The following is a 13,993-nucleotide window of genomic DNA, read 5'->3' as shown; positions in this document are numbered from 1 at the left end:
ACCCGGCATCACAGCGTGATCGTGATGATGTCGCGCTCGATCTGGACTTCGGCGGTATCGGTGGTGTGTGCGCGGATCGCTCGCTCGATGAGGCGGATATTGTGGCCGCACACGATGACCACCGCCAGCGTGGACGAGTCGAGCACATGGGCGTCCGCGTGCTCGGACACTGTCGAGTGACCGAGTTCGGGTATCTCCAGCGCGCTGATCCGTCGTTCCAGTTCGGTGATCGCTCGCATCCGCCGATCCCGGTCCGCTCTGCCCAGCGGCGCGTACACCGCCTTCGTGATCCCCGGTTGGGGGTAGCACGATCGGAACCGATCCGGAGTAATCACGAAGCTCTCCCTCATCGAATCATGGACATTCGGTGCCACTTCGCCAGGGCCGAGTGGGTTCAGCCCCTGCCGTGACGCCGTTCGTAGGCTGCCCGGTCGGCGGCGGCGCGTTCCCGTTCGCGGTGATCGGCGAGCGCGGGATCCAGACCGTGCTTCACCAGCCGGGCGCGCCGATAGACGTACATGAGCGCCACGGTGAAGTAGATCAGCGGCAGATAGAGCAGCGCCATCATGCCCGCGCCCATCCACAGCGGCCCGGGAACGAGAAGGAACAGGCACAGCGGCGGAAAGATCGGGACCAGGAACCGCAGCAGGTAGCGCCGAGCCGCACCCGGCCCCGTGAGATCCCGAATCACCCACTGCGACATGGACACCGGCAGTGTCCCACCGGCGATGTAGCGAACGCGCTGGGCGAATGTCGGCGTACTGCGTTCGGTCACGGTGCGCTCCGTACGAGTGCGGGGGCCAGTTGCCTGGCACAGGTGATGGCGTCCGGGGTGTGCTCGAACAGGTGCGCGGTTCCACCGGCGGGCAGGGCGCCGATGGCGGCCAGCTTGCGACGGTGATCATCGCGCAACCCCGAGATCAGCACGATGATGTGGCGATGCTCGAGCTTGCCTATGGCGTCCTTGAGCACCAGGGCTCCTGTGGTGTCCAGGGCTGTCAGGTGCGACATGCGCAGGATGACCACGTGCACGTCCGACACTTCGGCCAGTTCCAGCAGGAACCGATGCGCCGCTGCGAAGAACAGTGGCCCGTCGAGCCGGTAGGCCACAATGTGGTCGTGCAGCAGCCCGTGTTCCTCGGCCAGGTGGTTGGTGTCGTCGAGCGGGATTTGGTGCAGCCGAGCCTCTTTCGCGACCGAGCGCAAGGCCAGCACGACCGCGATCCCTACCCCGACGGCTACCGCGCTCACCAGATCGAGGGCCACCGTCACGACGAAGGTCACCACCATGATGACGGCATCGCCGGTGGACGCTCGGGCGATGGCGGCCAGCGACGCGGTCTCCACCATGCGCACCGTGGTGGCCAGCAGGACACCGGCCAAGGCCGCCAAGGGAATATCGGAGACCAGTGGCGCCGCCAGATAGATGATCGCGGCCAGAATGAGCGCGTGCGTCAGGGCCGCGAGCCGGGTGCGCGCACCCGAGCGCACATTGACGGCGGTGCGTGCGATCGCACCGGTGGCGGGCACGCCGCCGAACAACGGTGCGGCGATATTGGCCACGCCCTGCCCCAGCAGTTCGCGATCCGGATTGTGCCGGGTGCCGACGGCCATGGAGTCGGCGGCAGTGGCCGACAGCAGCGATTCCAGCGCGGCCAGGGCGGCGACTGCCAATGCGGGCGCGATGAGTGCGCCGAGCTGGTCCGGATGCACGAATCCCACGGTGGGAGCGGGCAATCCGGACGGCAGTGCACCGATCTCAGCCAGGTCCAGATCGAAGACGCGCGCGACCACGGTCGCCGCCGCCACCGCGATCAACGCGAAGGGCAGCTTGGGGAAGAACCGCCCGCCGAGCAGGACGATCGCGGCGACGACCAGCGCCGTCGCCACGGCCGTGTGGTGGGGAGCGGCGATGTACTGCCGCACCGCGTCGGCCGCGATCTGCCAGACCTTCTCCCCTTCGATCTGCGCGACGCCCAGCGCGGAGGGGAACTGCTGGAGCGCGATCACCACGGCGATACCCGCCGTGAAACCCTCGATCACCGGGGCGGGCATGTAGCGCACCGCGCGCCCGACCCCGGCGACCGCGAGCACCACCAGCAGGAGGCCGGCCATCAGCCCCACGGCCAGCACTCCTTCCGCGCCATGCTGGTGGAAGATCGGCACCAGGACCACGGTCATGGCCCCGGTCGGACCCGACACCTGAAAGCGTGAGCCGCCGAACACCGCAGCTGCCGCGCCCGCGATCACCGCGGTCGCGAGCCCCGCCGCGGCGCCCAGTCCCGAGCTGATGCCGAAGCCCAGCGCCAGTGGCAGCGCCACCAGCGCCACGATCAGGCCGGCCAGCAGATCCGCGCCCGGGGACCGGACCGCGGGACCCCACTCCGACCAGCTGGGTAGTAGTGCCCGCACCGTCAGTCGGCCTGGGCGTCGGTGGCGCGCACCGCCGCCAGTCGAATCCGCAACGCGGCGAGCTGCTCTCGCAGCTGGTCGGGCAGCCGGTTGTCGCCGATCGTGGCGAACCACTCATCGATCGACTCGATTTCGCGCACCCACTCGTCGGAATTCACCGCGAGCGCGGCGGTGGCCAGCTCCTGCTCGGCCGGGGACAGGCCGGTCAGATCGAGCGCCCCCGACGCCGGAACGTAACCGATCGGCGTTTCGACCGCCTCGCCGCCGCCGTCGAGCCGCTCCAGCGCCCATTTCAGCACGCGCACGTTGTCGCCGAAGCCGGGCCACAGGAACTTGCCGTCCGCGCTGCGCCGGAACCAGTTGACCTGGAAGATCTTCGGCAGCTGAGCGCCATCGCGTTGCGCGAGCGACAGCCAGTGCGCGAAGTAGTCGCCCACGTGATAGCCGAGGAACGGCAGCATGGCCATGGGATCGCGGCGCACCACCCCCACCTGCCCGGTGGCCGCGGCCGTGGTCTCCGAGGAGAGCACCGACGCGGTGAACACCCCGTGCGCCCAGTCGAAGGACTCGGTGACCAGCGGGATGGTGGATGCTCGGCGACCGCCGAAGAAGATCGCCGAGAGGGGCACACCGCGCGGGTCGTCCCATTCCGGCGCCACCGACGGGCACTGTGCGATCGGGGTGCAGTAGCGCGAATTCGGGTGTGCGGCAGGAGTTCCCGACGCGGGAGTCCAGTCGTCGCCGTGCCAGTCGATCAGGTGTTCGGGCGCCTGATCGGTCAGCCCCTCCCACCAGATGTCGCCGTTTTCGGTGCGGGCGACATTTGTGAAGATCGAGTTGCCGGCCTCGATGGTGGCGATGGCGTTGGGGTTGGTCTTGACGCCGGTGCCCGGAGCGACGCCGAAGAACCCTGCTTCCGGGTTCACCGCGTACAACCGGCCATCCGCACCGAACCGCAACCACGCGATGTCGTCGCCCACGGTCTCGGCTTTCCAGCCGGGCAGTGTGGGTTCGAGCATCGCCAGATTGGTCTTGCCGCAGGAGGAGGGGAACGCCGCCGCGACATAGTGGGTCTTGTCCTGCGGGGAGGTCAGTTTCAGGATGAGCATGTGCTCGGCCAGCCAGCCCTCGTCACGACCCAGCACCGAGGCGATCCGCAGCGCGAAGCACTTCTTGCCCAGCAGGGCGTTGCCGCCGTATCCCGAACCGTAGGACCAGATCTCGCGACGCTCGGGGAAGTGCGAGATGTATTTGGTCTTGTCACACGGCCACGGCACATCCTCCTGCCCATCCGCCAGCGGCGCACCCACCGAATGCAGGCACTTCACGAATTCCGTTGTCTCGGTGAGCTTCTCCCAAACCGGCGCACCCGAGCGGGTCATGATCTGCATCGAGACGGCCACGTACTCCGAATCGGTGATCTGCACGCCGAACTTCGGGTCCTGCGCATCCAGCGGCCCCATGCAGAAGGCGATCACATACATGGTCCGGCCGGCCATCGCGCCCCGGTAGTGCTCGGTCATGACCGTGCGCATATCGACCGGATCGACCCAGTTGTTGGTCGGCCCCGCATCGCTCGTGTTCTCCGAGCAGATGAACGTGCGGTCCTCGACCCGCGCCACGTCCTGCGGGTCCGAAGCACACCAGAAGGAGTTGGGCTTGCGCCGCAGCGGCACGAATGTGCCCTTGTCCACGAGTACGCCGGTCAGCCGATCCCACTCGTCCCGCGAACCGTCGCAGTAGACGATGCGTTCCGGCGCGGTGAGCTCGGCGATCTCGGACACCCATGCCAGCACTCCGGCATGGCCCGTCAGCGCCTGCTCGTTTCCGGCGACTTCAGTGGATGATTTGGCCACGACTGGTTTCTCCTTCGCGAAACTGCTAGGTAGTTAGTTTGGAAAACCTGCAATCAATGTCGACGCGCGCACCACACCCTGAAGCTCATCGATTCGGCGGGGTTACGCCGGCTGCTCGAGCGCCTCGACCTGCCCCGCCACCACACCGGTGAGGATGGAGCGGGCAGCGGCGAGCAGGTCGGCCACATCCGGAGTGGTGAGCTCATAGGTCACCGAAAGCCCTTCCCGGCGACCGGTAACCAGACCCGCACGACGCAGGATCGAAAGCTGCTGCGACAGATTGGCAGCCTCGATCCCGATCTCGGCGAGCATCTCCGACACAGCCCGCTCCCGCTCGCACAGCAACTCGAGGATGCGGATGCGCACCGGATGACCGAGAGTCTTGAAGAACTCGGCCTTCATCTGATAGAGCGGCCGCTGCATTCCGGGCATACGTGCCACTCCCTTCCATCGTGGTGGCCGCCCCTGTCGGCACCCACCCGTTTGATTGCAGAGTTTAGCAACCAGCATGACCACCCCACCGCCCGCCACCACGGGCAGCGAGCGCTGATGCCAATCTTCGGGGCAAGGTCTACCATGACCACATCCCCTTGCTGTGCTGATTTCGAAAACATGCAATATATTAATTATGCACAACTGGACCTACAGCCGCTACGGTGCCAACCTTGCGTCGTAGCATCCACCACAACCATGTAACCCTGCGTCATCAGCAGCATTCGACGGGAAGGGAACCAACGGTGTCCGGGCACACGGAATCCGGCCTGGGCGACAACACCACACACGCCAGGCCGGTCAACAGCGATATGGGCGTCGCTGTCATCGCCGTGTGGAACAACCGCGGCCGGGAGTATTCGACGTGCCGTTCCTGCTGGTCGGCGATGGAGGACTACGCCCGACTGCTGAGCTCTCGCACGGCATTGCGCACCTCGGTCATCCCGCTGGCCCAGGGGTACCCCTACCCGGTGGCCACTCGCATCCAGGAATTGTCCACACAGACAGCGGCAGCGTTCCTGATCGGACTTGACGCAACGGATTCGGCTGCAGTGCAGTCGATTGTCGCCGCGCATGGCGGACGGCTGGTGGTATCAGAAACCGATGTCCTCACAGCCGCCGCTGCGGCTGCGGCCGTCACGGCATTGCGGGGCAAGGGCATCCCGCCGAAGCACGGTCGTTTGGCAATACTCGGCGCCGATCGCACGCCTCGTCTGGGGGCAGTCCTGCTCGAGTGCGGGGCGGGAACCGTAACCTCCCCAACCGGACATCATTTCGAAGGGCCCGAGATTCGTTCCCTGATGGTCGATCACGACATCGTGGTGAATCTGACTGGGCAGGAATCGATGTGGATGGTTCCGGCGCGCACGGTATCGATCCCTACAGACCCGTTCGCCCTTGGCGCGCTCGCTGTTCCTGGTTTGCTCAGCGCATTGTGCGGACACGGCACAACGCACGTCGGCATCGAGATCCTGGCAGCGGCGGCATGTGCGCTCGCGCTCATCACACCGGTAGACCGCACACTCCCCGAAATAGCGGACCATCGTCTCGTCCACGCAGTCGCGCAGCACGTCGGTAGGGTCGTGGCGAGTGCGTGACCACCGGCCAGGATGCGAAAACCCCGACGACGAATAAGCTTCGTAACAAGGCATCGAACGAACGAGGATACCCGACTGGTATGACCGAAATGGACCGAAGCGACTTCACCCGCGAGAGTGTCGCGGCTCTCCTCGAGCAGGGACTCACAAAGGCTGAAATCGGTCGCCTCTTTGGAGTATCCCGCCAAGCGGTGCTGCACAAGTCGCCGGCACGGTACATCAGGCCGACCTATGCGGTCGAGGCAACATATCCATGGAGAGTTGAAACTCGCTTTCAGTCCGCACCCCCGTATGCGCGCACCCGCGGTCACGCAAAAGTAATGGCGCACGGATGGAAAAGCCTTTCGGCTGTCCAGAAAAGCCGTCTCGAATCCTGGTACACATTCCTGAAGAACCTGAATGTGGTTGTCGAATATGATCCGGAGCAGCCGCCCCTGAAGGGAATCGCGTCCACCGGAGGCTGGCGATATGTCCCACGCACGAAGGCGGACGGTGAACTGATCATCCGTATCAACGAGCACACACTGCTGACGGATGGAGCACTCAGGAGCTGGGTGTTCCCCCGGGATAGTCGCTAGAGGACAATCTATGGAGCTGTTCCTACTGACGACCGATCCCAATCCCGTTGGCGTTCTCCCCTCACTTGCATTGTTGATGCACGACATACACCAGGTCGAGCCCGCTGATGCCGCACAGCTCCAGGACTCCGCTGCAGCCGTAGCACTCGTCGATGCCCGCACGGACCTGGCCGCAGCGCGCAGCCTTTGCCGTCGTCTCGACGCAATCCGATCATCGGTGCCGGTAGCGGCCGTTCTTACCGAAGGAGGGTTGATCGCAGTCGATTCCAGCTGGGGAATCAACGATATCCTCCTGCCACATATCGGCCCGGCCGAGCTGGATACCCGGCTGCGCCTGCTCGTCGGCCGCACAAACTCGACCGACGACCCGGAGCTGATGAATCGAATCGCCCTCGGCGAGCTGATCATTGACGAAAGCACCTACACCGCCCGCCTGCGGGGACGTCCAATCGACCTGACATACACGGAATTCGAGCTACTCCGATACCTGGCACAGCGTCCAGGTCAGGTCTTCACCCGCGCGCAGTTGCTGCGCGAGATTTGGGGTTACGAATTTCTCGGCGGAACTCGCACTGTCGACGTCCACGTGCGACGACTCCGCGCGAAACTCGGCGTCGAGTACGAGTCACTTATCGGCACAGTTCGTAACGTCGGCTACAAGGCCGTTCGCCCAGCCCCACCCTCGAAACCACCGCGCGGCCACCACTGACTGCAACCCACCCGACAGAAGTCCTCGCCAACGAGCCGGTATCAATTCGGCCGGGTCGATCATCGAAGCTGAATGGTCTCCGGTTTGTAGCTGCTGGAGCATCACGCATTTACGATCTTCATCGCAATTCAAGATTGAATGTTCCAGCGTGCCAGCCAGTCTCGTTCGTGTTGCTACTTCTCCTCGCGATAGGCCGGGCAACGGTTCGCGCAGGCTGAGCTGCGGCGTGGGCGGAGCCAGGGATTCATGTCAGGTCGTCCCGCACCGGCTCGCACCGCCGAGCCAATCGATCATTCGGCCCCGGTAGGCCGCCCTATCAAGTCGACCTGCCAATCTATCAGCTAGCAAGGCGTTTTCGGCGCGAAGAGCATTCCACATCACCGCACGATCGGCCCACTCGGCAGTCAGATCGGGCGGCACCCGCACACCGCCGCCCGGCTCGGGTCGATCGCCGCCTCCCGCAGCCGATCTGTCAATCCGCACCTCACCGCCCGACGGATGGTTGCGCCGCCACCACGACTCCACGAACATCCACCACCCGGCCGCAACCCTCACTGCACTCACCCCAGCGAACGCTATGCCAGCCCACATGGAACCGTCATCCTCCCGCATTCGAGTCGCGAGACGGTGAGATCGGCTCAACCACACGTCCGTCGGAATGCGCGATCGAGTGGTCGAGCCACTACCCGACATCCGATGGGTACCCAATCACCGCCGACGAATCCCAACGCCTTGCCGGAACCACCGGGCGGCCCGGCCGGTCCGAAAAGGCTTGCAAGCGGCTACTTATCGTGCATTCGTCAGTTCACAGTGGCGACCTCTACGGGCAGCCCTGCTAGGGCCCATTCCAGCATTCCCTCGTCAAGTCGTTTGATCTGACGCCCCGCGTCCTCTGCGATTCGGATCGCGTCAGGAGCCATGACGCAGAAGGTGCCGCGGCAGTAGGCGACGATGCCCATTTCTGCGGGTAGTTCGGCGAGTCGGTCAGCCAGTTCGCTGAGGGGGATGCTGATCGCGCCGGGAATGTGTCCGGCTTCGTATTCCTCGTGCGGTCGCACGTCGATGAGGGTGATCTCGCCGGAGTCGCGGCGGCGAATGAGCTCCTCACGGGTGATGGCATCTTCGGGCGATCCGAGTACCGCAGCTGCGGCTACGGCGACATCGGCCAAATGAGTTTCGGCGACATTCTGTACGAGCGCGAACAGACGTGCCACGTCGGTACCCGCGAGCCGGTAGTACTGGCGGGTGCCGTCGCGGCGGGCGTCGACCAGGCCGCCGGATTTGAGAACCTGCAGATTTGCCGAGGCGGTGGTGAGGTTCATGCCAGTGGCGGTGGCGACGGCTTCGACGGTGCGCTCACCTTGGGCGAGCAGGTCCAGGATCTGCAGGCGGCGGCCGTTGCCCAGCGCCTTGCCGACGCGGGCGATCTCGTCGAACAGGGCGGCTTTGCGACCGGTCAGCTCACTCACGCTTGCTTCTCCAATACTCTTTGGAATAGTGTATTCCATAGTTCCTTGGAATAACATCAGACACCGCGATTCTATTCGCATACACCGACCCGTCCTGTACGGGGAGCTTCCTCATCAGGGAGAACACGTGAATTACCTCTTCGTTCTGCACGATCCGCCCTACGGCACCGAACGCACTTACAACGGCATTCGCTGGGCGCGGCAGATGCTCGACGCCGGGCATGCGGTGCGGGTATTCAATTTCGCCGACGCGGTGATCTCGGCGACCGCCGGGCAGAAGGTGCCCAACGGGTTCTACAACCTGGCGAAGATGACCACCGCCCTGACCGGCAACGGCGGTCTGATCGGCAACTGCGGGGCATGTATGGACGCCCGCGGCATGAGCGAGGACCAGCTCGTCGATGGCGCGCACCGCTCGTCGATGGCCGAGCTGGCCGACTGGACGGCCTGGGCCGACCAGGTCATCAACGTCTGAAAACCTCACGGTTGCAAAGGAATCGGAAGTCATGAGCAAAACCGTCGTCGTGCTCGGTGCGGGCGTGGCCGGGTTGACCGCCGCAGCCGAGTTGCGCAAGATACTGCCCGCAGAGGACCGGATCGTGCTGATAGACCGCAGCTTCGAAGGAAGCCTGGGTCTGTCGTTGCTGTGGGTGCTGCGTGGCTGGCGAAGCGTCGACCAGGTCGCCGTGCGGCCGACCGCCGCAGCTTTGCCCGGAGTCGACGTGGTGAACGGCGAAGTCGCGCGTATCGATCTGGACTCCCGGACCGTCGACTGCGGTCCGGGCGGAACGATCCGCTACCACGCTCTGCTGATCGCGCTGGGCGCGAGCCTGGACCCTGACCGACTCCCGGGCCTGTCGGCCGCACTCGATGCCGGGGTGGCCGGCCAGTTCTACTCCGCTGCGGGTGCGGTCGACCTGCACGACAAGGTCGAATCGCTCGAGTCGGGGAGAGTGGTGGTGTTGGTGTCGGCGGTGCCGTTCAAATGCCCTGCGGCCCCGTTCGAAGCCGCGTTCCTGCTCGCCGATCAACTCGGCGACAGGTTCGGCAGTGGCGCGGTGCGAGTGGATGTCTTCACCCCCGACCCGCTGCCGATGCCGGTCGCGGGGCCTGCGGTCGGCGCCGCGCTGGTGGACATGATGGGTGCCAAGGGAATCGGATTCCACGGCGGCAAGATCGCGCGTGCCATCGATCCTTATTCCCGCGGAATCGAATTCGCCGATGGGACACCCGAATCCTTCGATCTGCTCGCCGCTGTTCCCCCTCATACGCCCGGTGCAGTCCTCGCCTCGACCGGGCTCGATGCGGCGGGGTGGATCCCGGTCGACCCTGCCACCCTCGCGACCACAACGCCGGGTGTCTACGCGGCCGGTGACTGCGCAGCGCTGCTGCTGCCCAACGGCAAACCCCTGCCCAAGGCCGCGATCTTCGCCGAGGCCCAGGCGCAGGCCGCCGCCCATCAGATTGCGCGTCACCTGGGCTACGACGCACCCGATACCCGGTTTACCGGCGAAGGCGCCTGCTACGTCGAACTCGGTGGTGGCTTGGCAGCCAAGGGGGAAGGCAACTTCCTGGCCGCGCGCGCTCCGCAGGTGAGGCTGCGCGGACCGTCGGCGGCCTACCACGCGGAGAAGCAACAACAGGAACGAGACTGGCTGGCACGCTGGAACATTCGAGCTTGAATCACACCCGGGCTCACCCGCGAAACGAGAAGCCCGGCGCTTCGCCACACCTGCAACGAAAGAACCATTTGGTGTCTCGTCCCGTCACCACGGCCGTGTCCCGTCTCCCCGATGCCGAACATGCACAACGCCGCGTCCTGAGGGTCCTTGTCTCGGCACAGATCCTCAGCGGTGCGGGGCTGGCCGCCGGAATCACTGTCGGAGCTCTGCTGGCTCAGGACATGCTGGGTTCCACTGGTCTGGCCGGTCTGCCCAGCGCACTGTTCACCGCGGGTTCGGCGCTGGCAGCGGTCGCGGTAGGCCGACTGTCCCACACTCGGGGCCGACGTCCAGGTCTGGCCGCCGGATATCTGACCGGCGCGATCGGCAGCCTCGGTGTCATCGCCGCCGCGGTGCTCGGCAATCCGGTTGTGCTGTTCGTGGCGTTGTTCGTCTACGGGGCGGGCACCGCCACCAATCTGCAAGCCCGATACGCCGGCGCCGATCTCGCCGACACCGCCCATCGCGGACGTGCGGTGTCCACTGTGCTGGTCGCAACCACGCTGGGTGGCGTCGTGGGTCCGAACCTCGCCGCTCCGACCGGTGCTCTTGCCGATACGCTGGGCATCCCGCATCTGGCCGGACCGTTCCTGCTCGCCGCCCTCGCCTACACTCTGGCCGCGCTCGTGCTGGCGCTGTGGTTACGCCCTGATCCCCTGCTGCTGGCCCGCGAACTCGGCGCGATGCAACCAGCCGACTCTGCGCCGGTCCCCGGTGACTTGCCGGTTCCCGGCGTCGAGAAAGGTGTCGCAGCAGGCGGTTTCGTGATGGCCGTGGCCCAGCTGGTGATGGTCGCGATCATGACCATGACCCCGATTCACATGCTCGCCCACGGCCACGGCACTGCCGCGGCGGGATTGGTGATCGCCATCCATGTCGGGGCGATGTATCTGCCCTCACCGATAACCGGCTGGCTGGTCGACCGCCACGGTCGCCTCCCCGTCGCCGCCGCCTCCGGAGTGACACTGTTGGCCGCGGGAACCCTTGCCGCACTGGCGCCGGGCGACTCCATCGCACTGCTCGCGTTGGCTCTCGCGCTGCTCGGGCTGGGCTGGAACCTGGGCCTGGTCGCCGGTACCGCCATCATCACCGACACCGTCCCGCTGGCCACCCGAGCCAAAACCCAAGGCGCGGTGGATGTGTCGATCGCCATCGCGGGAGCCACCGGCGGCATGGGATCCGGTCTGATGGTCGCGACCACCAGCTATCCGGTTCTCGCGCTCGTGGGTGGCCTCCTCGCATTGGCCGTGGTACCGGTCGCGGCGTTGAGCGGAAACCGGCACGACAGCTGATCAGCCTTGCGCTTCGGCGGTTGAGGCGAAGGCTTCCAGTACCGAACTCCAACCTCCGCCACCCTCGACGATGGTCTGCGCCAGCGCCTTGCCTTCGACCAGTCCGGTCGATGTGACGATGTTCGAGGGTGACAGTGGTCTGCTGCGGGCCCTCGGCGATGAATCGCACCTCGATCTCGCTTGCCGCTCAGGACCCGGATCGAACTGCCAGTGTCCATTGATCTGCCAAGTAACCACCAGCCGATGTGGAGGCTCCCACACCAGCACTCGCCCCAGTCGCATTCGCTGCCATCGACTCCGCGCTCGTACCAGCGCCACCCACACGCGGTTCGAGGATCGCGTCGGCCATCTCCGCCGCACCGATGTGATACGCGGCCAACCACCAGCTACCGAAGGCTGCGAATCCCTCGACCGACCACGACGAGGAGTTGATCAGCGTCTCCTCTCCCATCACGAATGTCGCTGTGGGCGTGCGCAATACCGGCAGCGGCGGAAGTGGCGGAAACCGCCCGGCCCCGCCGGGGGTGTCAGCCATCGACCGCACGCCCTTCGGCATTCTCCTCGTTATGGGCCAGTAGCCAGAGGTGATCGCAGGCGGTGAGCAGGTGTTCGCGCACCGTGCCGAACGATCGGTGCGGACCAATCGGCTGGCCGTAGGTGAACATATCGTCGAGGAGGTCGAGGACTCGCCCGTCACCGATGTTCACGCCGAAGAGCTTGCCACCCCAGACCGCGAACGGGACAGCAGCGATTCGGTTTATCCGTTCGCGGGCAGGAGGTTTCGGTTCGGGAGCCGGGTCGAGATAGCCCAGGACCACGCGGTAGTGATCGTCCTGGATCTGCTGGGCACGGGTGAGCGCCGCATCCCAGCACACACCGTCACGAATCTCCTCGACCGAGAGAACCCGGCCGATAGTCCACTCCGGTGTCGTCATTCCGTTTGCGGCGGAGAGTAATTCACGATGCTCTGGATGCAGAGCTCTACCCAGCTCACGATCGAGCGCGTCGAGCGTCTCCGGCGTAGCACCTGTGCTGATAACGGTCGATGCCTCGGGGTACGCGAGTGCGGACAGCTCGGCGATCCTGGCGACGATATCGGCCATCGCCGGCGGATCGCGCCGGATATCGCGACCCCATGCATCCGAGTGCGGTCCGAGTTCGGCCGAATCGGCGAAGGAACGCAGACTCGGCAGCAGGTGGGACAGATACGAATAAAGATCGGGCCAGATGGTGTCCTGGTCTACTTCGAGAGGGAAAACCCCACCGGCCGGGCTGCCTGAAGTGTCGTGCAGCAGGAGATACAGATGATTGGAGTAGCCGTTGTCGTTGTCGCCGATCGCCTGGCAGACGGTCGAGTCGTCCGGAATGCCCAGCCCTTCAGCGAAATAGCCCGAGCTGTTCTCCATGAACCACTTCAGCGTATTCGTGGCACCAACCCACCGTTCCCCGGCGCCGATATCGGCCGTGCCGAGCAGGCTGGACCCGATGAAGTAGCTATCCCAGCCGTCGGCGACCGACAGAAATACCCGATAGTGCGGGTCCAGCGAATGCCCGAGCCGTTCTTCGGCCGCCCGGAGCTCGGCCTCGGTTGCGCCAGGTCGCGGGAGCGTCAGCGGCCGCTCGTACTCATCGGCGGCCGCGAGCCGCACCCGCTCGACCACCATTTGATCAAGCAGTTCCCGCCACGCCCGCGATCCGACCGGAGCCGCCACAGTTTCCTCCTCGCCCAGGAAAGCCGTCCCAATTCAGCAACATACAGCTATTTACGCAGGCTGTAGCGTGTTGGCGACCGGTCGAGAGAGCCTTCATCGACGTTCGGAGCCAAACGGTCAGCGCCCCAGCTCGTCACCGCTGCGGTTGCCCCGGCGGCGCCAGTCCACGTCGACATCGGCGGAAATCAGCAGTTCACGGGGTGCATGGGGGTAGTGTCCATGCGAAGTGCCCCAGGTGGGGCACGTACAGCATCTACAACAGCGCGAACCCGGCGTGAGCTGTAGCGCCAGCCAGTCGGTGAAGTAGCCGACGAAGGCGCCGAACAGCGGCATGATAACCCCGACGTGCACATTCTCTGATTCAGCCTTCGTCTCCGTCTGTGAAGCAGCATGGTCACTGCGCGGAGGCGCGGCTACTGACCCGCCTGAGCACTGTCGGCCCGGCTGCCGCGACGAAGGCGGTACCGCCTCCCAACAGCACGCCAGCCGCAGCAGCCCGAAATGGCAATCCCCGTCGTGCGGCGAGTACCACGACACCGACGTCGACGAGATCCATGGCGATCCCGGCCTTGCGTGTTGCACGTCTGACCGTGTCGTCAGGGTGGATAGCAGCAACACCGAGAACGACATCACGAATGCCGAATGCTTTGATCCA

The 13,993-nt window shown here is 65.3% G+C and carries 15 protein-coding genes; 6 read left to right on the top strand and 9 right to left on the bottom strand.

What is annotated here, in order from left to right; all coding sequences use genetic code 11:
* Nucleotides 1–8: 8 nt before the first annotated feature.
* From JK358_RS37105 to JK358_RS37085, 5 genes are all read right to left on the bottom strand, one after another.
* The gene (locus JK358_RS37105) at nucleotides 9–239 is read right to left on the bottom strand and encodes a hypothetical protein (protein WP_201958129.1); all 231 of its coding nucleotides are present in this window, start codon (nucleotides 237–239) and stop codon (nucleotides 9–11) included.
* Between the two features lie 155 nt (nucleotides 240–394).
* Nucleotides 395–775, bottom strand: coding sequence for a DUF5313 family protein (locus JK358_RS37100; RefSeq protein ID WP_201958128.1), 381 nt, complete (start codon nucleotides 773–775; stop codon nucleotides 395–397).
* The gene (locus JK358_RS37095) at nucleotides 772–2,412 is read right to left on the bottom strand and encodes a SulP family inorganic anion transporter (protein WP_201958127.1); all 1,641 of its coding nucleotides are present in this window, start codon (nucleotides 2,410–2,412) and stop codon (nucleotides 772–774) included. Before JK358_RS37095 ends, JK358_RS37100 begins: the two co-directional genes overlap by 4 nt.
* Before the next feature lie 2 nt (nucleotides 2,413–2,414).
* Nucleotides 2,415–4,268, bottom strand: coding sequence for a phosphoenolpyruvate carboxykinase (GTP) (locus tag JK358_RS37090; protein WP_201958126.1), 1,854 nt, complete (start codon nucleotides 4,266–4,268; stop codon nucleotides 2,415–2,417).
* Nucleotides 4,269–4,370: 102 nt separating this feature from the next.
* A complete protein-coding gene (locus tag JK358_RS37085; RefSeq protein WP_201958125.1) occupies nucleotides 4,371–4,700 on the bottom strand; it encodes an ArsR/SmtB family transcription factor in 330 nt (109 codons plus the stop codon).
* Nucleotides 4,701–4,933: 233 nt separating this feature from the next.
* Here JK358_RS37085 and JK358_RS37080 point away from each other — a divergent pair, with 233 nt between their 5' ends.
* From JK358_RS37080 to JK358_RS37070, 3 genes are all read left to right on the top strand, one after another.
* On the top strand, nucleotides 4,934–5,857 hold the full coding sequence (locus JK358_RS37080; protein ID WP_201958123.1) for a hypothetical protein: 924 nt from the start codon (nucleotides 4,934–4,936) through the stop codon (nucleotides 5,855–5,857).
* A gap of 80 nt (nucleotides 5,858–5,937) precedes the next feature.
* A complete protein-coding gene (locus JK358_RS37075) occupies nucleotides 5,938–6,435 on the top strand; it encodes a helix-turn-helix domain-containing protein (RefSeq protein WP_232852549.1) in 498 nt (165 codons plus the stop codon).
* Nucleotides 6,436–6,445: 10 nt separating this feature from the next.
* On the top strand, nucleotides 6,446–7,144 hold the full coding sequence (locus tag JK358_RS37070) for a response regulator transcription factor (RefSeq protein WP_201958119.1): 699 nt from the start codon (nucleotides 6,446–6,448) through the stop codon (nucleotides 7,142–7,144).
* An 800-nt stretch (nucleotides 7,145–7,944) separates the two neighbouring features.
* Here JK358_RS37070 and JK358_RS37065 read toward each other — a convergent pair.
* A complete protein-coding gene (locus tag JK358_RS37065) occupies nucleotides 7,945–8,652 on the bottom strand; it encodes an ArsR/SmtB family transcription factor (protein WP_232852548.1) in 708 nt (235 codons plus the stop codon).
* 88 nt (nucleotides 8,653–8,740) lie between these two features.
* On the opposite strand from JK358_RS37065, the gene JK358_RS37060 reads away from it, so the two are divergent.
* The 3 genes from JK358_RS37060 to JK358_RS37050 all read left to right on the top strand — a co-directional run bounded on the left by JK358_RS37060 (nucleotide 8,741) and on the right by JK358_RS37050 (nucleotide 11,626).
* Entirely contained in the window at nucleotides 8,741–9,088 is a 348-nt protein-coding gene (locus JK358_RS37060; RefSeq protein WP_307817915.1) for a DsrE/DsrF/TusD sulfur relay family protein, read from the top strand.
* Nucleotides 9,015–10,295, top strand: a complete 1,281-nt coding sequence (locus JK358_RS37055; RefSeq protein WP_232852547.1) for an NAD(P)/FAD-dependent oxidoreductase — start codon at nucleotides 9,015–9,017, stop codon at nucleotides 10,293–10,295. The genes JK358_RS37060 and JK358_RS37055 overlap by 74 nt, the downstream gene beginning before the upstream one ends.
* Before the next feature lie 68 nt (nucleotides 10,296–10,363).
* Nucleotides 10,364–11,626 (top strand): MFS transporter, encoded by a 1,263-nt coding sequence (locus JK358_RS37050; RefSeq protein ID WP_443677917.1) that lies wholly within the window; start codon nucleotides 10,364–10,366, stop codon nucleotides 11,624–11,626.
* 527 nt (nucleotides 11,627–12,153) lie between these two features.
* Here the strand turns inward: JK358_RS37050 and JK358_RS37045 are convergent.
* The 3 genes from JK358_RS37045 to JK358_RS39715 all read right to left on the bottom strand — a co-directional run.
* Nucleotides 12,154–13,338 carry an SMI1/KNR4 family protein gene (locus tag JK358_RS37045; protein ID WP_201958117.1) on the bottom strand — a complete coding sequence of 395 codons (1,185 nt, stop codon included), beginning with the start codon at nucleotides 13,336–13,338 and terminating at the stop codon, nucleotides 12,154–12,156.
* 117 nt (nucleotides 13,339–13,455) lie between these two features.
* Nucleotides 13,456–13,671, bottom strand: coding sequence for a hypothetical protein (locus tag JK358_RS37040; RefSeq protein WP_201958115.1), 216 nt, complete (start codon nucleotides 13,669–13,671; stop codon nucleotides 13,456–13,458).
* Nucleotides 13,672–13,732: 61 nt separating this feature from the next.
* A partial coding sequence (locus JK358_RS39715; protein ID WP_232852546.1) for a hypothetical protein occupies nucleotides 13,733–13,993 on the bottom strand: 261 nt, incomplete at its 5' end.

Source organism: Nocardia acididurans, assembly GCF_016741815.1.
GTDB classification, from domain to species: Bacteria; Actinomycetota; Actinomycetes; order Mycobacteriales; family Mycobacteriaceae; genus Nocardia; species Nocardia acididurans.
The sequence above is the reverse complement of the archived record's forward strand: the minus strand, read 5'-3'. Positions and strand labels throughout refer to the sequence as shown.

What these genes read in the sequence shown, in the direction of transcription:
- JK358_RS37065 (WP_232852548.1), bottom strand. Translation starts at nt 8,652, where the DNA reads ATGGAATACACTATTCCAAAGAGTATTGGAGAAGCAAGCGTGAGTGAG.
- JK358_RS37075 (WP_232852549.1), top strand. Translation starts at nt 5,938, where the DNA reads ATGACCGAAATGGACCGAAGCGACTTCACCCGCGAGAGTGTCGCGGCT.
- JK358_RS37070 (WP_201958119.1), top strand. Translation starts at nt 6,446, where the DNA reads ATGGAGCTGTTCCTACTGACGACCGATCCCAATCCCGTTGGCGTTCTC.
- JK358_RS37055 (WP_232852547.1), top strand. Translation starts at nt 9,015, where the DNA reads ATGGCGCGCACCGCTCGTCGATGGCCGAGCTGGCCGACTGGACGGCCT.
- JK358_RS37085 (WP_201958125.1), bottom strand. Translation starts at nt 4,700, where the DNA reads ATGCCCGGAATGCAGCGGCCGCTCTATCAGATGAAGGCCGAGTTCTTC.
- JK358_RS37105 (WP_201958129.1), bottom strand. Translation starts at nt 239, where the DNA reads ATGCGAGCGATCACCGAACTGGAACGACGGATCAGCGCGCTGGAGATA.
- JK358_RS37040 (WP_201958115.1), bottom strand. Translation starts at nt 13,671, where the DNA reads ATGCCGCTGTTCGGCGCCTTCGTCGGCTACTTCACCGACTGGCTGGCG.